This is a genomic window from Streptomyces sp. RP5T (assembly GCF_003933965.1).
In the GTDB taxonomy this organism is placed as follows: Bacteria; Actinomycetota; Actinomycetes; order Streptomycetales; family Streptomycetaceae; genus Streptomyces.
Map to the genome: position 1 here is coordinate 1 of NZ_RSAJ01000102.1, position 20,420 is coordinate 20,420.

Genomic DNA, 20,420 nt, shown 5'->3' on the forward strand with positions numbered 1-20,420 from the left:
GGCCTGCCCCTCCCCGCCGGACTGCTGCGCCCCGGACTGTGGGTCGCCGAGGTCGTCTACCGCCCGCTGGAGACCGAACTGCTGCGCGCCGCCCGCGCGTCGGGCTGCGCCACGCTCGACGGGGGCGGCATGGCCGCCTTCCAGGCCGCGGACGCGTTCCGGCTGTTCACCGGCCGGGAGCCGGACGCGGCACGGATGCTCGCGGACATCGAGGACCTGGCGGGCGCGGTCGGCACCCCCAAGTGACGCCGGATCACTGGCGGTTGACGGTCCGGGTGACACCGGCGAAGACAGTCGTAGCCAGGATCCAGCCCGCGATGACCAGCGCGTACGACAGCGACTGGTACCAGCCGCGCGGGGCGAAGGCGCCCTCCTGGCCGAAGGAGATCACCGGCAGCAGCAGGTCGAGGGTGTAGAACAGCGCGTTGAAGTGCGGGGCCTCGTCCGCCTTGAGCGGCGGCGGGTGGTGCAGGCCGTAGGCGGCCGTGCCGACGGCCAGCAGGGAGACCAGCCAGACACAGGCCCGCAGGGGATGGAAGCCGTAGCCGACGGTGGCGTCCTGGACGTGGCCCCACAGGCGCCCGTACCAGGCGAGCGTGGCGCGGTGGCGGCGCTGCTTGGCGAGCTGGACCAGTCGGGCGGCGCGGTCGTCGCCGATGCGGCGGTAGGCGGCGGTCAACTGCTCGTAGGCGTGCGGGACATAGCCCTCGCGGTCGCGCTCCAGCATGGGCAGGCGCCGCTCGGCGGGCTCCTGCGGGGTGAGCGAGGTGTAGACGAGCTTGTTGAACTGGACCTCTTCCGGCACCACTTCGGGCTCCAGGAACAGGTCGTCGATCTGGGCGCGGCGCAGACTGAGGGTGCCCTGGATGGGCGGCCCCTTGCGCAGCCACAGCTCCCCGATGGTGGAGCTGTTCGCCCTGAGGGCCGCGTCGCCCGGGTTCGACAGATGCGCGTACGAGAAGTCGAGGCGGCCCGCGATCCGGGCGCCCCGCAGGCCGATCCAGCCGAAGGTGTGCACCCGGCGCAGATGGACGTCGCCCTCCACGACGAGGGTCTGCGCGTCGAGCACGATGTCCCCGGGGTGGCTGAGCCGGGCGTCGTTGAGGTTGACGGAACCGGCGACGGAGGCGCCGTTGAGCCGGACCTCGCCGTGGGCGCGCAGTCCCGGGGCCCACAGGTCGTCGCCGACGCTCATGTGGTTGAGCTGGAGCGCGGGTTCCCCGGCGTCGACCGCGACGACCTCGGCGCGGTCCATGAACAGGGCCCCGGCGATCTGCGCCCCGCCGAGCCGCACCGGGCCGTTCACCCGGCAGTTCGTCATCCGCAGCACGGCCTCGACGCGCAGCGTGGCGGCGGTCAGTCCGGGCAGCACCGAGTCGCTGAGATTGAGCTGGCGCAGCCGGCAGCCGTACAGCAGGGGTACGTCGTCGAAGTGGCACTGGCTGAGCCGGACGGCGTGCTCGACCGTCCCGTACTGGAGCGCCAGCGCACCGGTGATCCGGGCGCCCGCGAGCTTGAGGGCGGGTATCTCCCCGTCCTCCTGCGGGCCGTTCAGCATCAGCGCCCGCAACACCGAGGCCCGCACGGTGCGTTCGGCACCCCAGTCGGCGCCACCCGACGCGTCCTCGTCCGGTGCGGTCCGGAAGTCCACGGCCTCGCCCTTCGGGAAGGCGCGCCACACCCGCAGTTCGGCCGGGGTCAGGTTGTCGATCTCCATCAGCCGTGACTCTCCAACGCGCACGTCACGGTGTCAACCGGCCCGAGGACGACGACGGCCCGGGAGCCTTCGCTCCCGGGCCGCCCACAACTGCCGTGCTACGCCCTCGTGTTCCACTCCGCGATCACCGGTCGTCCGTGCTCCGTCGAGAGACGGCTCACGGTAGCCGTGGCGAGCTGGAACAACCGGCCCTCGGCGGGGGGCAGCCCCAGCCGGCGAGCCGTGAGGACACGCAGGAAGTGGCCGTGGCCGACGAGGACGACGTCGCCGCTCCCGCCCTGGAGCGCCGCGTCCACCCTGGCCAGCACTCGGTCGGCGCGCTGCCCGACCTCCTGTGGCGACTCGCCCCGATGGCCGTCCGGGCCGTGCGGAACGCCGTCGGTCCACAGGTCCCAGTCGGGTCTGGTGCGATGGATCTCGATGGTGGTGATGCCCTCGTACGCGCCGTAGTCCCATTCGTGCAGCTCGGACTCGGTCTCGGCGCCGGTCAGGCCCGCCAGTTCCGCCGTTCGTACCGCCCGCTCCAGGGGACTGGTGAACACCCGGGTGAACGAACGCCCGCTGAGCAGTGGACTCAGTGACTTGGCCTGTTCCTCACCGTGGTGGGTGAGGGGCAGGTTGGTCCGACTGGTGTGCTGGCCCGACAGGCTCCACTTGGTCTCGCCGTGCCGGACCAGCAGTATGTCGCCCACGGTCGGCTACTTCTTCGACTCGACGGCGTGCCCGCCGAACTGGTTGCGCAGCGCGGCGACCATCTTCATCTGCGGGGAGTCGTCCTGCCGGGACGCGAACCGGGCGAACAGCGAGGCGGTGATCGTGGGCAGCGGCACCGCGTTGTCCACGGCCGCCTCCACGGTCCAGCGGCCCTCACCGGAGTCCTGCGCGTAGCCCTTGAGCTTGTCCAGGTGCTCGTCCTCGTCGAGGGCGTTGACCGCGAGGTCGAGGAGCCAGGAACGGATGACGGTCCCCTCCTGCCAGGAGCGGAACACCTCCCGCACGCTGTCCACCGACTCGACCTTCTCCAGCAGCTCCCAGCCCTCGGCGTACGCCTGCATCATGGCGTACTCGATGCCGTTGTGGACCATCTTGGAGAAGTGCCCGGCGCCGACCTTGCCCGCGTGGACATAGCCGTACGGCCCCTCGGGCTTGAGCGCCTCGAAGATCGGCTGGAGCCGGTCCACGTGCTCCTTGTCGCCGCCGACCATCAGCGCGTAGCCGTTCTTCAGGCCCCACACTCCGCCGGAGACACCGGCGTCGACGAAGCCGATGCCCTTGGCGCCGAGCTCCTCGGCGTGCTTCTCGTCGTCCGTCCAGCGGGAGTTGCCGCCGTCGACGACGGTGTCACCGGCGGACAGCAGCTCACCGAGCTCGTCCACGACGGACTGGGTGGCGGCGCCGGCCGGCACCATCACCCACACCGTGCGCGGCGCCTCCAGCTTGTCGACCAGCTCGGCGAGGCTCGCCACGTCGGAGACCTCGGGGTTGCGGTCGTAGCCGACGACGGTGTGGCCGGCGCGGCGGATGCGCTCGCGCATGTTGCCGCCCATCTTGCCCAGGCCGATAAGTCCCAACTGCATGTCAGTGCACTTCCTTCAGTTCACGGTAGGCGGCCACGAGGGCGGTGGTGGACGGGTCGAGACCGGGGACCTCGGCCCCTTCGGTCAGGGCGGGCTCGACGCGCTTGGCGAGGACCTTGCCGAGCTCGACGCCCCACTGGTCGAAGGAGTCGATGTTCCAGACCGCGCCCTGCACGAACACCTTGTGCTCGTAGAGGGCGATCAGCTGACCGAGGACCGAGGGGGTCAGCGCGCGGGCCAGGATGGTCGTGGTCGGGTGGTTGCCCCGGAAGGTGCGGTGGGCCACCTGCTCTTCGGCCACGCCCTCCGCGCGCACCTCCTCGGCGGTCTTGCCGAAGGCGAGCGCCTGCCCCTGCGCGAACAGGTTGGCCATCAACAGGTCGTGCTGCGCCTTGAGTTCGTCGCTCAGCTCGTCGACCGGACGGGCGAAGCCGATCAGGTCCGCCGGGATGAGCTTGGTGCCCTGGTGGATCAACTGGTAGTAGGCGTGCTGCCCGTTGGTGCCGGGGGTGCCCCACACCACCGGGCCGGTCTGCCACTCCACCGGGTCGCCGTCGCGCTGCACCGACTTGCCGTTGGACTCCATGTCCAGCTGCTGCAGGTAGGCGGTGAACTTCGACAGGTAGTGCGAGTAGGGCAGGACCGCGTGCGACTGGGCGTCGTGGAAGTTGCCGTACCAGATGCCCAGCAGGCCCAGGATCAGCGGAGCGTTGGCCTCGGCGGGCGCGTTCTGGAAGTGCTCGTCGACGATCCGGAAGCCGTCGAGCATCTCCCGGAACCGGTCCGGGCCGATGGCGATCATCAGGGACAGGCCGATCGCCGAGTCGTAGGAGTAGCGGCCGCCGACCCAGTCCCAGAACTCGAACATGTTGTCCGGGTCGATGCCGAAGTCCGTGACCTTCTCGGCGTTGGTCGACAGGGCCACGAAGTGCTTCGCGACGGCCTTGTCGTCCCGCAGACCGTCCGGGCCCTCCAGCAGCCAGGTGCGGGCCGATGTGGCGTTCGTGATCGTCTCGATCGTGGTGAACGTCTTCGACGCGACGATGAACAGGGTCTCCGCCGGGTCCAGGTCGCGCACCGCCTCGTGCAGGTCGGCGCCGTCCACGTTGGAGACGAAACGGAAGGTCAACTCCCGTGCCGTGTAGGCCCGCAGGGCCTCGTAGGCCATGGCGGGGCCGAGGTCGGAGCCGCCGATGCCGATGTTGACGACGTTCTTGATCCGCTTGCCGGTGTGGCCGGTCCACTCGCCGGAGCGGACCCGGTTCGCGAAGCCGCTCATCCTGTCGAGCACGGCGTGCACCTGGGGCACGACGTTCTCGCCGTCGACCTCGACCACCGTGCCCGCGGGGGCGCGCAGCGCGGTGTGCAGCACGGCCCGGCCCTCGGTCGTGTTGATCTTCTCGCCCCGGAACATGGCGTCGCGCTGCCCGAACACGTCGGTGGCGATGGCCAGTTCCTGGAGCAGGGCCAGGGTCTCGTCGGTGATCAGGTGCTTGGAGTAGTCGATGCGCAGGTCGCCCACGCGCACCACGTACCGCTCCGCGCGCCCGGGGTCGTCGGCGAACAGCTCACGCAGATGCGCGTGCTGCTCGGCGCGGTGGTCCTCCAGGGCCGTCCACTCGGGGCGGCGGGTCAGAAGAGGGGAGTCAGACATGAGCAGGGGTCTCCTTGCCGGCCTCGCCCCGCAGGGCGACGGCGTACATCTCGTCGGCGTCGAGGCGGCGCAGCTCCTCGGCGATGAGTTCGGAGGTGCTGCGGACCTTCAGCGCGAGGGTGCGGGAGGGCTGGCCCGGCAGGGACAGCGTGGCCAGCGGGCCCTCGGGACGGTCGATCACGATCTCGCCGTTCGCGGTGCCCAGGCGGACGGCCGTGACGACCGGACCGGCGGTGACCACACGGTCGATCCGCACCTTCAGCCGCGCCTCCAGCCAGCGCGCGAGCAGTTCGGCGGCCGGGTTGTCGGCCTCGGCCTCCACGGCACCGGAGATGATCTCCGCGCGGGCCTGGTCGAGGGCCGCCGCCAGCATGGAGCGCCACGGGGTGAGGCGGGTCCACGCGAGGTCGGTGTCGCCCGGTGCGTAGGAGCGCACCCGGGCCGCGAGGACGTCGAGGGGGTTCTCCACGGCGTACAGGTCGGTGATCCGGCGCTGGGCCAGCGCGCCCAGCGGGTCCTTCGCGGGGTTCTCCGGCGCGTTCACCGGCCACCACACGACGACGGGGGCGTCGGGCAGCAGCAGCGGCAGGACGACGGAGTCGGCGTGGTCGGAGACCTCGCCGTAGGTCCGCAGGATGACCGTCTCGCCGGTGCCGGCGTCGGCGCCCACCCGGACCTCGGCGTCCAGGTGCGAGTTGGTGCGGTCGCGGGGGGTGCGGGCGTGCCGCTTGATGACGACCAGGGTGCGCGAGGGGTGCTCGTGCGAGGCCTCCTCGGCCGCCTTGATCGCGTCGTAGGCGTTCTCCTCGTCCGTGACGATCACCATCGTCAGGACCATGCCCACCGCGGGCGTTCCGATGGCGCGGCGACCCTGCACCAGCGCCTTGTTGATCTTGCTTGCCGTGGTGTCGGTCAGGTCGATCTTCATGGCCTGCGCCAGCTCCGTCCGTCTCGTGCGAGCATCTCGTCGGCTTCCTCGGGTCCCCAGGTACCCGACGCGTACTGCGCCGGACGGCCGTGGTTCGCCCAGTGCTCCTCGATCGGGTCGAGGATCTTCCAGGACTCTTCCACTTCCTGGTGACGCGGGAACAGGTTGGCGTCCCCCAGGAGGACATCCAGGATGAGCCGCTCGTAGGCCTCCGGGCTGGACTCGGTGAACGACTCGCCGTAGGCGAAGTCCATCGTCACGTCCCGGATCTCCATCGAGGTGCCCGGCACCTTCGACCCGAAGCGGACCGTCATGCCCTCGTCGGGCTGGACGCGGATGACGATGGCGTTGGAGCCGAGTTCCTCGGTGGCCGTGGAGTCGAAGGGCGAGTGCGGGGCCGTCTGGAAGACGACCGCGATCTCGGTGACCCGGCGGCCGAGCCGTTTGCCGGTGCGCAGGTAGAAGGGCACGCCCGCCCAGCGGCGGTTGTCGACGTTGAGCTTGATGGCCGCGTACGTGTCGGTCGTGGAGGACTGGTCGATGCCCTCCTCCTCCAGGTAGCCGAGCACCTTCTCGCCGCCCTGCCAGGCGCCCGCGTACTGCCCGCGCACAGTGTGCGCGCCGATGTCCTCCGGCAGCTTCACGGCCCTGAGGACCTTCAGCTTCTCGGTGAGCAGCGACTCGGCGTCGAAGGCGGCCGGCTCCTCCATGGCGGTCAGCGCCATCAGCTGGAGCAGGTGGTTCTGGATGACGTCACGGGCGGCGCCGATGCCGTCGTAGTACCCGGCCCGGCCGCCGATGCCGATGTCCTCGGCCATCGTGATCTGCACGTGGTCCACGTACGAGCGGTTCCAGATGGGCTCGTACATCTGGTTGGCGAAGCGCAGCGCCAGGATGTTCTGGACGGTCTCCTTGCCCAGGTAGTGGTCGATGCGGAACACCTGGTCCGGCTCGAACACGTCGTGGACGAGGGCGTTGAGCTCGCGGGCGCTCTTCAGGTCGCGGCCGAACGGCTTCTCGATGACCGCCCGCCGCCAGGACCCCTCGGGCGCGTTCGCCAGCCCGTGCTTCTTGAGCTGCTGGACGACCTTGGGGAAGAACTTCGGCGGCACGGACAGGTAGAAGGCGTAGTTGCCGCTGGTGCCGCGCGCCTTGTCCAGCTCGTCGACGGTCTGGCGCAGCTGCTTGAACGCCGTGTCGTCGTCGAAGTCGCCCGGGATGAACCGCATCCCCTCGGCGAGCTGCTGCCAGACCTCCTCACGGAACTCGGTGCGGGCGTGCTCACGCACCGAGTCGTGCACGATCTGCGCGAAGTCCTCGTCCTCCCAGTCCCGGCGGGCGAACCCGACGAGGGAGAAGCCCGGCGGGAGCATGCCGCGGTTGGCGAGGTCGTAGACGGCCGGCATCAGCTTCTTGCGGGACAGGTCGCCGGTGACACCGAAGATGACGAGCCCGGACGGCCCCGCGATCCGGGGCAGACGCCGGTCGCGCTCGTCGCGCAGGGGGTTCTCCCAGTCGGCGGTGATGGTCATTCCGCGTCAACTCCCTTGCTGTTCAGCGACTTGGTGACGGCGTCCAGCAGGTCCTGCCAGGCCGCCTCGAACTTGGCGACGCCCTCGTCCTCCAGCTGCTGCACGACCTCCTCGTAGGAGATCCCGAGCGCCTCCACGGCGGCCAGGTCTGCGCGGGCCTGCGCGTAGCCGCCGGTCACCGTGTCGCCGGTGATCGCGCCGTGGTCGGCGGTGGCGTTCAGCGTGGCCTCGGGCATGGTGTTGACCGTGCCGGGCGCGACCAGGTCGTCGACGTACAGGGTGTCCTTGTAGGCCGGGTCCTTCACCCCGGTCGAGGCCCACAGCGGGCGCTGCCTGTTGGCGCGGGCACCGCCGAGGGAGTTCCAGCGCTCACCGGCGAAGACCTCCTCGTACGCCTGGTAGGCGAGCCGCGCGTTGGCGAGCGCCGCCCTGCCCTTGAGCGCGAGGGCCGCGTCCGTGCCGAGGACGGTGAGCCGCTTGTCGATCTCGGAGTCGACCCGGGAGACGAAGAAGGAGGCGACGGAGTGGATCGTGGAGAGGTCGAGGCCGTTCCTCGCGGCCTTCTCCAGACCGGCGAGGTAGGCGTCCATGACCTCGCGGTAGCGCTCCAGCGAGAAGACCAGCGTGACGTTGACGCTGATCCCGAGGCCGATGACCTCGGTGATCGCGGGCAGACCGGCCTTCGTCGCCGGGATCTTGATCATGACGTTCGGGCGGTCCACCAGCCAGGCGAGCTGCTTGGCCTCGGCGATCGTCGCCCGCGTGTCGTGGGCCAGCCGGGGGTCGACCTCGATGGAGACCCGGCCGTCCCGGCCGCCGGTGGCGTCGTACACCGGACGCAGCACGTCGGCGGCGGCACGGACGTCGGCCGTGGTCATCATCCGTACGGCCTCGTCGACCGTCACGCCCCGGGTGGCGAGGTCGCCGAGCTGCTCCTCGTAGCCCGCCCCCGAGCCGATGGCGGCCTGGAAGATGGACGGGTTGGTGGTGACGCCGACGACGTGCTTCGTCGCGACGAGCTCGGCCAGGTTCCCCGACTCGATCCGCCCGCGCGACAGGTCGTCCAACCAGATGGACACGCCTTCGTCGGTCAGGCGCTTGAGTGCTCCCGCGGTCGCGGTCGCTTCGGTCACAGTGATCATCTTCTTTCTGGCGGTCGGATCAACCACGCGCGGCGGCGAGGGATTCCCGGGCTGCCGCGGCGACGTTCTCGGGGGTGAAGCCGTACTCGGCGAACAGGGTGCCGGCGTCGGCGGAGGCGCCGAAGTGTTCGAGGGAGACGATGCGTCCTGCGTCACCTGTGAACCGGTACCACGTCAGACCGATACCGGCCTCGATCGCGACCCGGGCTCGCACGGACGGCGGAAGGACGCTCTCCCGGTACTCCCGGGGCTGCTCCTCGAACCACTCCACGGACGGCATCGACACCACCCGGGTGCCGACCCCCTTCGCCTCCAGCTGCTCCCGCGCGGCCACGGCGAGCTGGACCTCGGAGCCGGTGGCGATGAGGACGACGTCGGGGGTCTCCTTGGACGACTCGGCAAGGACGTAACCGCCCTTGGCCGCGTCCGGGTTCGGAGCGTACGTCGGCACTCCCTGGCGGGTGAGCGCGAGCCCGTGCGGGGCCGGGTTGGTGGCGTGCCGCTTGAGGATCTCGGCCCAGGCGATCGCCGTCTCGTTGGCGTCGGCCGGACGGACCACGTTCAGGCCCGGGATGGCGCGCAGCGAGGACAGGTGCTCGACCGGCTGGTGGGTCGGTCCGTCCTCGCCCAGGCCGATGGAGTCGTGGGTCCAGACGTAGGTGACGGGCAGCTGCATCAGCGCGGACAGGCGTACGGCGTTGCGCATGTAGTCGGAGAACACCAGGAAGGTGCCGCCGTAGATGCGGGTGTTGCCGTGCAGCGCGATGCCGTTCATCTCCGCGGCCATCGAGTGCTCGCGAATCCCGAAGTGGACGGTACGGCCGTACGGGTCGGCCTCCGGCAGCGCGTTGCCCTCCGGCAGGAAGGAGCTGGTCTTGTCGATGGTGGTGTTGTTCGAGCCGGCGAGGTCGGCGGAGCCGCCCCACAGTTCGGGCAGCACCGGGCCCAGCGCCTGGAGCACCTTGCCGGAGGCGGCGCGGGTCGCGATGGACGCGCCCTCCTCGAAGACCGGGATCGCGGACTCCCAGTCCTCGGGCAGCCGGCCGGCGACGATCCGGTCGAAGAGCTCGGCCCGCGCGGGCTGCTCGCCGCGCCACACGGAGATCTCCTTGTCCCAGGACGCGTGCGCCTCGGCACCCCGGTCCAGGGCCTGACGGGTGTGGGCGAGGACCTCGTCGTCGACCTGGAAGGTGCGCTCCGGGTCGAAGCCGAGGACGCGCTTGGTGGCGGCGACCTCGTCGGCGCCGAGCGCGGAGCCGTGGGCGGCCTCGGTGTTCTGCGCGTTCGGGGCGGGCCAGGCGATGATCGTGCGCATCGCGATGATCGAGGGGCGCCCGGTCTCGGCCTGGGCGGCCTTCAGGGCCGCGTACAGGGCGTGGACGTCGATGTCGCCGTCGGCGCCGGGCTCGATGCGCTGGGTGTGCCAGCCGTAGGCCTCGTAGCGCTTCAGCACGTCCTCGGAGAACGCGGTGGCGGTGTCGCCCTCGATGGAGATGTGGTTGTCGTCGTAGAGGAAGACCAGGTTGCCGAGCTTCTGGTGGCCGGCGAGGGAGGAGGCCTCGGCGGAGATGCCCTCCTGGAGGTCGCCGTCGGAGACGATCGCCCAGATGGTGTGGTCGAAGGGGGACTCGCCCTCGGCGGCCCCGGGGTCGAAGAGGCCGCGCTCGTAGCGGGCGGCCATCGCCATGCCGACGGCGTTGGCGACACCCTGCCCGAGCGGGCCGGTGGTGGTCTCAACGCCTGCGGTGTGCCCGTACTCGGGGTGCCCGGGCGTCTTGGAGCCGTGGGTGCGGAACGCCCTGAGGTCGTCCAGCTCCAGCTCGTACCCGGAGAGGTAGAGCTGGGTGTAGAGCGTCAGCGAGGTGTGCCCGGGGGAGAGGACGAAGCGGTCACGGCCGGTCCACTCGGGGTCCGCCGGATCGTGACGCATCACCTTCTGAAAGATCGTGTACGCCGCCGGGGCCAGGGCCATCGCGGTGCCCGGGTGGCCGTTTCCGACCTGCTGCACGGCGTCGGCCGCCAGAAGACGGGCCGTGTCGACGGCTCGACGGTCGAGTTCGGTCCATTCGAAGCTGTCCGGTGTCTGCGTGCTCATCTTCAAGAAGTCCTCGATCGGAGCGGGAAAGCTGACCTGACGTGTTCAAACTTAAAAGTCTGACTTTTACGGGGGAAGGTCGCGGTGTGCCAGCCTGTGGTGAAAGTGGGACACGGAACGCTCCAGGCAGGCGGCATGAGCAGGACATGGCGGACAGAACATCCCAAGGCTCCATCCAAGGTGGAGACGGTGACGGCACGGTGGACGGCATCAGAACGTTCCCCTTCCCCAGCGAGCTGAGTGTGTGCGGAGTCGGCATGCAGGTCGGCCCGATGGGAGCCGGACGCACCTGGCACGCGGATGCCCCGTTGGAGCGCGTGCACCGCATCGACTTCCATGTGGTGATGCTCTTCGACGCCGGACCCGTCCGCCACATGATCGACTTCGCCGAGTACGAGGCGACCGCGGGCGACCTGCTGTGGATCCGCCCCGGCCAGGTCCACCGCTTCTCGCCGACGAGCGAGTACCGCGGAACCGTCCTGACCATGCAGCCGGGCTTCCTGCCGCGGGCCACCGTGGAGGCGACCGGGCTCTACCGCTACGACCTCCCGCCGCTGCTGCGGCCCTCCGCGGCCCAGCTGGCGGGCCTGAAGGCCTCCGCGGCCCTGCTCCAGCGGGAGTACGAGGACACCTCGACCCTTCCGCTGAGCCTGCACACCTCGGTCCTGCGGCACGCGCTGACGGCGTTCCTGCTGCGGCTGGCCCATCTCGCGGCGACCTCGGCGGAGGCCGGGCGGCGGACCGAGTCGACGTTCACCCTGTTCCGGGACGCGGTGGAGAAGGGCTTCGCCACGAACCACAGCGTCAGCGCCTACGCCGACGCGCTGGGCTACTCCCGCCGGACCCTGGTACGCGCGGTGCGCGCGGCCACGGGGGAGACCCCCAAGGGGTTCATCGACAAGCGGGTGGTGCTGGAGGCGAAGCGGCTGCTGGCCCACACCGACATGCCGATCGGGCGGGTGGGGGCGGCCGTGGGGTTCCCCGACGCCGCCAACTTCTCCAAGTTCTTCCAGCAGCACACCGACATGACACCGGCCGCCTTCCGGGCGGAACTTCGACAGGAGTGACGCGATGGCACGACTGCGGGACATCGTCCTCGACTGCGCCCACCCCGCCGCCACGGCCCGGTTCTGGGCGGCGGCGCTCGACGACTGTGCCGTGGCGCCGTACGACGACGAGGAGTTGGCCCGGCTGCGGGCCCTCGGGATCACGGACGTCGAGGACGACCCGACCGTGCTCGTCGAGTCCTCGCAGGGCGGCCCCCGGATGTGGTTCCAGCTCGTACCGGAGGGCAAGCGCTGCAAGAACCGGATGCATCTCGACCTGTCCGCCCCGGACCTGGAGGCGGAGGCGCGGCGTCTCGTCGGGCTCGGTGCGACCGTCCGGGCGAGGTTCGCCGACCATCTGGTGCTGGCCGATCCCGAGGGGAACGAGTTCTGCGTCGTCCCTCAGGAGGGGTGACACCGGAAGAGGGTGATGGGCCGTCAAATGACCTGGCCTGACGGCTGCTTGACCCTCCCTTTGCCGTGCGTGACCTCCACGTGGGGCGATCTTTGCCCGGTGGAGCCCACGGTTCGCCCGGTCTTCACGCGGACCCGGCCGGGGGCTCCTAGGGTTGCGGCGCCGCTCCCCCCGAACGTCCGTCACTCTGTCCGGAGGACAGTCATGGCCGCCGTCAAGGCACCGCAGCGCAACCGACGTTCCCTCTCCGCCCTCGCCGGAGCCCTCGCCCTCACCGCCGGCTCGATCGGCGTGTGGGCCGCGACGGCCTCCAGCGCCGAGGCGGCCGCTCTCCCCACCCCCGACCACGTCGTGGTCGTGGTGCTGGAGAACCACGCCTACGCGCAGGTCATCGGCAGCTCCAGCGCCCCCTACCTCAACAACACCCTCAAGGCGGGCGGTGCGACCCTCACCCAGTCCTACGGCCTCACCCACCCCAGTGAGCCGAACTACTACATGCTCTTCTCCGGCTCCAACCAGGGCCGCACCGACGACAGTTGTGTCAGCGTCGGTTCCATCGGCAAGCCCAACCTCGCCTCCGAGCTGATCGCCGCCGGCAAGACCTGGGCGAGCTACAACGAGTCGCTGCCCAGCCAGGGTTCGACGACCTGCAGCAGCGGCAGCTACGCGCAGAAGCACAACCCGTGGTTCGGCTTCTCCAACGTGCCGACCAGCACCGCCAAGACCTTCACGCAGTTCCCGGCCGACTACACCACCCTGCCCACGGTGTCCTTCGTCGTCCCGAACCTGTGCAACGACATGCACGACTGCTCGGTCTCCACGGGCGACACCTGGATCAAGAACAACCTGGGCGCCTACGCCACCTGGGCCAGGACCCACAACAGCATCCTCGCCGTCACCTTCGACGAGGACAACAAGCTCTCCGGCAACCGCATCCCCACCCTGTTCTACGGCCAGCACGTCGCCCCCGGCAGCTCCAGCTCCACCACCTACAACCACTACAACGTGCTGCGCACGGTGGAGGACCTGGCGGGTCTGAGCGACCACGCGGGCAACGCCGCCTCGGCCTCCGACATCACCGGCATCTGGAACTGACGCCCGTGTACCTCGCGGACTCCCGGAGCACGGGTTCCCGCGGCACCGAGGCCCCCGCCGCCCCGGACACCCGTCCGGGGCGGCGGCCGGCCGCCGTGCCCCCCACCGTGCTGGCGCTGGGCGCGGTCAGCCTGATCACGGACGTCTCCTCGGAGATGGTCACGGCCGTCCTGCCGCTGTACGTGGTCGTGGGCCTCGGCCTCTCGCCCCTCGGCTTCGGCCTCCTCGACGGCATCAACAACGGCGTCGGCGTCCTCGTCCGGCTGGCCGGCGGCCATCTCGCCGACCGGGGCGGCCGCCGCCACAAGGCCGTGGCGGGCCTCGGCTACGGCCTGTCGGCTTTGTGCAAGCCGCTGTTGCTCCTCGCGCACACCCTCCCCGTGCTCAGCTCCGTGCTCGCGGTCGACCGCACCGGCAAGGGCCTGCGCACCGCCCCACGGGACGCGATGATCTCGCTGGCGACCGAACCCGCCCAGCGGGGACGGGCGTTCGGTGTCCATCGGGCCATGGACACCACCGGCGCGCTCCTCGGCCCGCTCCTCGCCTTCGCCGTCCTGCGGGCCACCGTCGACGGTTACGACGCGGTCTTCGCGGTCAGCGGCTGCGTCGCCGTCCTGGGCGTCCTGGTGCTGGTGCTCTTCGTGCCCCGCCGCGTCGACGCCTCCGCCGACGGCCCCGCCGATGCCGTACGACGGACCCCGCCGCCCGAGCCGGAACGGCCCCCGGCGCTGCGTGACGCGATCGGCCTGCTGCGCCGGCCGGAACTGCGCCGCCTCACGGTGTGCGCGGCCCTGCTCGGCATGACCACCGTCAGCGACTCCTTCCTGTATCTGCTGCTCCAGCGCGCGGGGGACCTGCCCGCCCATCTGTTCCCGCTGCTGCCGCTGGGCACCGCCGCCTTCTTCCTGCTGCTCGCCGTGCCGCTCGGCGCGCTCGCGGACCGCCTCGGCCGCCGCCGGCTCTTCCTGGCGGGCCACGGTGTCCTGCTGCTCGGCTACGGCCTGGTCCTCTCCCCGTGGCACGGCGTCCCCGCCGTGCTCGCCGTCCTCGTCCTGCACGGCACCTTCTACGCGGCCACCGACGGAGTCCTCGCGGCCGCCACCGCCGCGGTCGTCCCCGCCCGACACCAGGGCGCGGGACAGGCGCTGGTCGGCACCGGGCAGGCGCTGGCCCGGTTCGCCTGCTCGCTCGCCTTCGGCGCCGCCTGGAGCCTGTGGGGCGGCCGGACCGCGCTCGCCCTCACCGCCGCGGCGCTGGCCGTCAGCGCAGCCGTGGCCGCGTTCGTCCTGCGCGGCACGGCCGAGACCCCCACTCCCGACGAGGTGCCCGCATGACCCGGACGAACCGTCTGCTGACCCTGCTCGTCGCCGTCGTGCTGCTCGGCGCGATCGGCACCGGCTCGGTGCTGTACGCCGCCCACCGCTCGGACCTGCGGGACCGGCAGCAGGCGGACGGCCCGGCCGTGCGGGCCGGTACCGTCTCGCTCCGGCCCGGCGACCGACGGCGGCTGCTGGTGCGCAACCTGGCCTGGGGTCCGCACCGCGACGAGATCGCCACCGTCCCCGCCGACGATCCGCAGGGCCCGCGCACGGCTTCGGGGGTGAAGTGCCTGCGCTTCCACGCCGCGGCAGGCACCGGCATCTGTCTCCAGGCCGTGCACGGCACGCTGGAGGACACCTACCGCGCGGTGGTGCTCGACGCGCGCCTTCGTGAACGCCACCGCTTCCCGGCGGCGGGCATCCCCACCCGGGCCAGGGTCTCGCCCTCCGGACACCTGGTCGCCTGGACGGTGTTCGTCAGCGGGGACTCGTACGCCGGAACGAACTTCTCCACCCGCACGGCCGTCGTGGACACCCGCACCTGGGCGATCGACGACAACCTGGAGACCTTCCACATCGTCAAGGACGGCCGCTCGTACCACGCCGCCGACACCAACGTCTGGGGCGTCACCTTCGCGGACGACAACCGCTTCTACGCCACGCTGGCGACCGGCGGCCGGACGTACCTCGTGCGCGGCGACGTCACCGCGCGCACCCTCACCACCCTGCACCGCAACGTCGAATGCCCCTCCCTCTCACCCGACGGGACCCGCGTCGCCTACAAGAAACGCGTCAAGGGGGCCTCTCCCGACGCCCCTTGGCGGCTCTACGTCCTGAACCTCAGGACCATGAAGGAGATCGCGACGGCCGAGTCCCGCAACCTCGACGACCAGGCGCTGTGGGCCGACGACGACACCCTCGTCTACGCCCTGCCCGGCGACTACGGCTCCGACCTGTGGACCGTGCCCGCCGACGGCACCGGCACGGCCCGCCGCCTGATGCGCTCTGCGGTCGCGCCCGCTTATCTGGGGTGACACGAGGCGATCAGGTCGGGTAGAGGTGGTCTCATCCGACTGTCAGGCCAATTGACCGGCCGACGCCGGAGGTTGGAAAGAGCTCAGCAATTCGTCCACCACGAAATTGAAATTTTCCGGAAATCCGGTGTCCGATCTGATCAGCCGATCGAGAAAAAGGGCCACGCCGGCTGTGCCGGTTGCAAAATCGGAACTCTCGCGCATCGCCTGCTCGCCGGGAAAGCCTGCACCCTCAGGACGGTCGACACGAAACAAGAGCACTCCCTCCGCCACTCTCCATGCTGCCTTGCGATACTGGGGGTCATGCGTGAAGTACCATGCATCAAGAAGAGCATTTCCCATGCCTGCGAGCCCATGGAACATCTGGGGGAAAACGGCGTACTTGTGTGAAATGTTTTCGGTGAGCTGTCCGAACCAATGGGAAAGGGCTTGATCCGGATTCACGGACAAGTAGCGGACCAGCGGTGTAAGAATTCCCGCCGATCCATGATCCCAGTAGCATCTGGCCACAACCCGACCCAGCTCGGCATCCTCTGGGGCCAGGGCTGGAAATCCCAAGAACTCTCCACCGTTGTGCATGGCGTACCCCAGGTCGTGGTCCAGTGCGGCCCGGCCCGCCTCGAAGATCTGCTCGTCCTTGATCGCTTGTGACAGGTACAGCAGGAACAGGGATACCCCACTGCTCCCGAATGCATAGCCGATGGGTACGTCGCCCGAGGAGTCGACCCAGTAGATTCCCTCCGTGCCGTGCCGGCAGGAGCCTATGAGGTGGCGCCCGATTTGTTCGGCCTCGGAAAGGAACTCTTCCCCCAGGCCTGCTGCCCAGAATTTCAGGCAGGCGAGGCCGTATCCGGAGTCCCCGTGCATTATATTGGGAGATGTGTGCAGCAGTTCATGTCTACGGGCGCGCCGCAGCAGTTCCACGCCCTCCTCAGGGTGTCCCAGTTCTTGCAGTACCCATGCGATCCCCGCCTGTCCCATGTACAGACCGGGCGGATAGCGGTCGTTGCCGACGTCATGGCTCAACAGCCAGGCCAGGAAAGGCTGAGGGATTGGTCTGCCTGCATAATAGAGCGCGTGCAGTACTCCAGCCGCCCCATGTGAGATCGAGAGTGGGTTGGTTTCGAACACCGCTGGATCGGCTGGAAACAGTCTGTCCTCCCGTTGCAGGTCAGCGGTGTTCACCACATAGGAGAATCCGGCGGTACGAGCGGCCAGGGCAAGAGCCCGATGGCTGCCGTCGGGTACGGGGTCGATTGGATCGGTCGGTGACTGATCGGTCGGCCGGTGGCTCGGCTTGACCAACCGAGGGTTTGACGGACCTTCTTGCAGTATCGGCATCTCTTCTATTTCCGAGATAACTCCCTTCATGTCAGGAACGCGACCCGCACTCGATTCGCTCATCAAGTGAACAATCAAGTCGATGAATCGGTTCGACAGGCCTAGATCCTCTACCAGATCGGATAGGAATCGCCGGAGCGAAGGCGGGTGCAACTCGGAAACGCCGTTGGCCAGCATTATGCTTCCGAACATAATGGCACCCAGGGCGTAGACGTCACTGGCGCGATCGTTCACCCCTTCGCGTACAGCCTGTCCTGTCGCCAGCCCTGGCGTATGGAGTCCCACCGGCTGATCTATACCTTCTTCGGTTGCGCATTCGAGATCGACGAGACAGATCGCTCTGTCGTCGTCAGTCAGCATGATATTTCCGTAGGAAATGTCACCGATGACTATTCCATTCGTGTGGGAAAAGTCGATCGCTTGAGCTATCTGAAGCCACAGTCGACGTGTACTGGAATAGTATTCGTGCAGCGACGTACGAGTGATGTTTCCGTGGTACAGCGGATTACTTCGTATGGTGAAGCGGCCGAGATGCTCACCTGGTATGAAATCTTCGACCAGAAAAGCGTGTCCGCGGTCTTCGAACATGGTGACAGGGTTGACGAACAGCTTGCAATCGGAGAGTTGCCCCAGGATCCGATACTCTTTTCTCACCAGTTCTACGGAGTCGATTGCATGCTTGCCGATGACAACACCCGGGCGTGCCTCTTTTATGACAACCGTGGTGTTGGTGGCCAGGTCGTCTGCGAGATAAACTCCGCCTCGGTTAGTGAAAGTCAGAGCGGAGGTCACGGCGAATCGCCCGTTGAGCAGAGTCGGATTGCTGCCGTGTTCCTCGTGCTCGTTGGGTTCTGGTGATACTAGGGGGTCTGTCACCCACTGCGGGGGCGCCCAATATGGGTGGCGTGTATCGGTGACGTAGCCGCCGCCTGGATCGCGTATGACGAAGCGTCGACTTCCGTCTATCTGGAGTACTGAAACAGGCTGGAAGCCTCCGTAGCGATAGTGGACGCAGGATGAGCCAGGCCACCGGCGGTCAGAGAGAATGTAAGGACCCGTGAAGTCCAGAAGTTCCTCTTTTAGTCTGTTTCCCAGTCGGGTGAATTCTTTCGGATTCGGCGGATATATGGTTATGCATTTTCCGCCGGATTGCCTGGGCCACAGTTTTCCGTTCACCGATGTGACGGTCTTCGTGTCTACCAGGAATTTGAACGGTGTTGAGGAGTCGAAGAGGAGGGGCAGCGCTCGCTCGAGGCAGTTCAAGGCGTCCTGCGGCCGAACTGACACGTGTATCTTCCATCCCTGGCGTGGCAATTGAATGTGGGAGGGGGAAGCGCCGTACCAGATCCCGTCCCGTCGGACATTCCAATCGGCCGGAGCCAGGCGCTGGTAGAGATCCAGGAATTCTGGCGAAGGCTGGTACCTCGCTGGGCTTTCAAACCACCGTGAATCGTACTGGGAGTAGAAGTACAATTCTTCCCAACTTTGCATGTCCGATTCCTCTGGGCTGATGAGGTCGCCATCCCCGCGCGGTTCCCCCAGGGACAGGAAGAGAGAAGGTGAGTCCCCAGGGGAACGATGATATCGGTGGTGTTTCTACCTTTCGGCCACTCCGTGGCAGCTGTGGGAGGTGCAGGAGGTGAGGCTCACGATGCCGGCCATCCGTTCGCTTCCTGTTCCCAGAGCGTTTCTCGACCCCTCGACGAGAACCCTTTGGAGTTCCAGGATCGTGGGCATGACCTGCTGGGCCAGTTCCTCTTCCGCACTGCTCTTGTTCGTAGCGTCCGTCATGTCACTCACCCCTCGACGTGCTGCAAATTTCTCGTATTGCACATGGGTACCTGTCGACTCGTCAGTTGCCTGAGCCGATTTTCTGTGCCGTGCGCCCCCGGCTCGCCGAAGTCTGGCTAGAGCTTCTGCATCCAGTCTCTGCCGACCATGCGTTTCCCGCATCTCGGCACAGTCTTTGGTTGAATTGGTAACCGCAAACGTCGGCAGGCTGGTTGCGTCGGGCTGTTGCCTGGTGACGTCAGCGTCAGAGGGGTCAAGTGAGCCCTTTCCAGCCTTCACTGTCGGTGGCCGGAGCGGGCCTGCCGCCACCGGAGCAGACTCTGGCGACAGCAGACCCACCTCCGTGACAACCGTCGTGCTTCGGCTCGGCAAGGCGGCCTGGCGGCGACTGGACTTGTCGGTCAGTGACCGAAGTTGAACCAGTTCACGTTCACGAAGTCGGCCGGCTGGCCGCTGGTGAAGGTCAGGTAGACGTTGTGGGTGCCGGTGACGCCGCTGATATTCGCCGGGACCGTTCTCCAGGACTGCCAGCCACCGGTGTTGGCGAGGGCGAAGCTGCCGATCGGTGTGGCGGTACGACTGTCCAGGCGCACCTCGACCAGACCGCTGACCCCGCCGGCCGCGCCGCTCGCCACCCGGGCGACGAACTGATTGGCCGCTGTGGAACCGAAGTTGACGTTCTGGTAGAGCGCCCAGTCACCGCTTGCGAGAGAGGCGATGTTCTGGCCGCCGCCGGTGTCGCTCGTGGTCTCCGTGCCGACACCGCTCTGGCTGTTGTACGACTCGGCCTGGATCGTGCTGTATGCGTCCCGGCCGCCCGACGGCGGTGGCGTGGTACCGCTCCCACCCGCCGACAGCACCTGGACGTAGTCCACGACCATGGGCACGCCGGACTGGGTGCCGGAGTCGAGGCCGCCGCCGAACGCGTCCGGGAAGGCGCCGCCCATCGCCACGTTGAGGATGATGAAGAAGCCGTGGTTGGTGGCGTTGGTCCAGGTCGTGGCGTCCATCTGGCTCGCGTTGACCGAGTGGAACTGCGTGCCGTCGACAAAGAAGCGGATCGTCTCGGGACTCACCGAGCGGTCCCACTCCATGGTGTAGGTGTGGAACGCGGACTGGCAGGTCGAGCCGGGACAGGGGACGTTGTTGCCGATGCCCGTCGTCTCGTTGCACGGTCCGCCCGGGTTGGTGCCGCAGTGCATGGTGGCCCACACGCGGTTCATGCCCTGGACGTTCTCCATGATGTCCAGCTCGCCGACGCCCGGCCAGTTCTGGTAATTGCCGCGGTAGGGGGCGCCCAGCATCCAGAACGCGGGCCAGTAGCCCTCGGCCGCGGTGCCGGTGACGTTGGGCATCTGGATGCGGGCCTCGACGCGCAGCTTGCCGCCGGACGGGGGCTGGAAGTCGGTGCGGTTGGTCTCGATGCGGCCCGAGGTCCAGTTGCCCGCCGCGTCGCGCAGCGGGGTGATGCGCAGGTTGCCGTTGCCGTCGAGGGCGACGTTGCTCGTGCTGTTGGTCATCCTCTCGACCTCGCCGGTGCCCCAGTTGGCGGGGCCGCCCGGGTAGGAGGTCCCGGTCGCGTACTGCCAGTTGGAGGTGGAGACGCCGGTTCCGGCGGAGCCGTTGAAGTCGTCCAGGAAGACCTGCGACCAGCCCGAGGGCGGCGTGGGGGCGGAGGCGTCGGCGGGCAGGGTGGCGGCCGTCGCCAGGGCGGCCGCCAGGCCGAGGGTGCTC

General features: G+C 68.6%; 16 protein-coding genes and 1 pseudogene. 6 read left to right on the forward strand and 11 right to left on the reverse strand.

All coding sequences use genetic code 11. From position 1 onward, the window contains the following. Positions 1–246: pseudogene (locus EHS43_RS13775) on the forward strand (shikimate dehydrogenase); the annotation flags it as partial. Positions 247–253: 7 nt separating this feature from the next. On the opposite strand, the gene EHS43_RS13780 reads toward EHS43_RS13775, so the two are convergent. The 8 genes from EHS43_RS13780 to tkt form a co-directional block, all read right to left on the reverse strand. After that, on the reverse strand, positions 254–1,717 hold the full coding sequence (locus EHS43_RS13780; RefSeq protein ID WP_125191056.1) for a membrane-associated oxidoreductase: 1,464 nt from the start codon (positions 1,715–1,717) through the stop codon (positions 254–256). 98 nt (positions 1,718–1,815) lie between these two features. Continuing rightward, a complete protein-coding gene (locus EHS43_RS13785; protein ID WP_125191057.1) occupies positions 1,816–2,409 on the reverse strand; it encodes a histidine phosphatase family protein in 594 nt (197 codons plus the stop codon). Between the two features lie 6 nt (positions 2,410–2,415). Further along, a complete protein-coding gene (gene gnd / locus EHS43_RS13790) occupies positions 2,416–3,294 on the reverse strand; it encodes a phosphogluconate dehydrogenase (NAD(+)-dependent, decarboxylating) (RefSeq protein WP_125191058.1) in 879 nt (292 codons plus the stop codon). A gap of 1 nt (position 3,295) precedes the next feature. Further along, complete coding sequence (gene pgi, locus EHS43_RS13795) at positions 3,296–4,948, reverse strand: glucose-6-phosphate isomerase (protein ID WP_125191059.1); 1,653 nt, start codon at positions 4,946–4,948, stop codon at positions 3,296–3,298. Continuing rightward, positions 4,941–5,876, reverse strand: a complete 936-nt coding sequence (opcA, locus tag EHS43_RS13800; protein ID WP_125191060.1) for a glucose-6-phosphate dehydrogenase assembly protein OpcA — start codon at positions 5,874–5,876, stop codon at positions 4,941–4,943. The genes pgi and opcA overlap by 8 nt, the downstream gene beginning before the upstream one ends. Beyond that, a complete protein-coding gene (zwf, locus tag EHS43_RS13805) occupies positions 5,873–7,408 on the reverse strand; it encodes a glucose-6-phosphate dehydrogenase (RefSeq protein ID WP_125191061.1) in 1,536 nt (511 codons plus the stop codon). The genes opcA and zwf overlap by 4 nt, the downstream gene beginning before the upstream one ends. Continuing rightward, positions 7,405–8,550, reverse strand: a complete 1,146-nt coding sequence (gene tal, locus EHS43_RS13810) for a transaldolase (protein ID WP_125191062.1) — start codon at positions 8,548–8,550, stop codon at positions 7,405–7,407. Before tal ends, zwf begins: the two co-directional genes overlap by 4 nt. A 19-nt stretch (positions 8,551–8,569) precedes the next feature. After that, positions 8,570–10,645 (reverse strand): transketolase, encoded by a 2,076-nt coding sequence (gene tkt / locus EHS43_RS13815; protein ID WP_125191063.1) that lies wholly within the window; start codon positions 10,643–10,645, stop codon positions 8,570–8,572. 146 nt (positions 10,646–10,791) lie between these two features. Here tkt and EHS43_RS13820 point away from each other — a divergent pair, with 146 nt between their 5' ends. The 5 genes from EHS43_RS13820 (at position 10,792) to EHS43_RS13840 (ending at position 15,554) form a co-directional block, all read left to right on the forward strand. Then, complete coding sequence (locus tag EHS43_RS13820; protein ID WP_125191064.1) at positions 10,792–11,712, forward strand: AraC family transcriptional regulator; 921 nt, start codon at positions 10,792–10,794, stop codon at positions 11,710–11,712. Between the two features lie 4 nt (positions 11,713–11,716). Then, positions 11,717–12,106 carry a VOC family protein gene (locus EHS43_RS13825; protein ID WP_125191065.1) on the forward strand — a complete coding sequence of 130 codons (390 nt, stop codon included), beginning with the start codon at positions 11,717–11,719 and terminating at the stop codon, positions 12,104–12,106. Positions 12,107–12,310: 204 nt separating this feature from the next. Then, a complete protein-coding gene (locus EHS43_RS13830; protein WP_125191066.1) occupies positions 12,311–13,201 on the forward strand; it encodes an alkaline phosphatase family protein in 891 nt (296 codons plus the stop codon). A gap of 5 nt (positions 13,202–13,206) precedes the next feature. Then, on the forward strand, positions 13,207–14,535 hold the full coding sequence (locus EHS43_RS13835; protein ID WP_125191067.1) for an MFS transporter: 1,329 nt from the start codon (positions 13,207–13,209) through the stop codon (positions 14,533–14,535). Then, positions 14,532–15,554: a TolB-like translocation protein gene (locus EHS43_RS13840; RefSeq protein WP_125191068.1), complete on the forward strand. Its 1,023-nt coding sequence runs from the start codon at positions 14,532–14,534 to the stop codon at positions 15,552–15,554. Before EHS43_RS13835 ends, EHS43_RS13840 begins: the two co-directional genes overlap by 4 nt. A gap of 42 nt (positions 15,555–15,596) precedes the next feature. Here the strand turns inward: EHS43_RS13840 and lanKC are convergent, their stop codons facing one another. The 3 genes from lanKC to EHS43_RS13855 all read right to left on the reverse strand — a co-directional run. Next, positions 15,597–18,386: a class III lanthionine synthetase LanKC gene (gene lanKC / locus EHS43_RS13845; protein ID WP_125191069.1), complete on the reverse strand. Its 2,790-nt coding sequence runs from the start codon at positions 18,384–18,386 to the stop codon at positions 15,597–15,599. Between the two features lie 105 nt (positions 18,387–18,491). Then, entirely contained in the window at positions 18,492–18,686 is a 195-nt protein-coding gene (locus EHS43_RS13850; protein WP_125191070.1) for a hypothetical protein, read from the reverse strand. A gap of 401 nt (positions 18,687–19,087) precedes the next feature. Beyond that, a partial coding sequence (locus EHS43_RS13855) for a glycoside hydrolase family 16 protein (RefSeq protein WP_125191071.1) occupies positions 19,088–20,420 on the reverse strand: 1,333 nt, incomplete at its 5' end.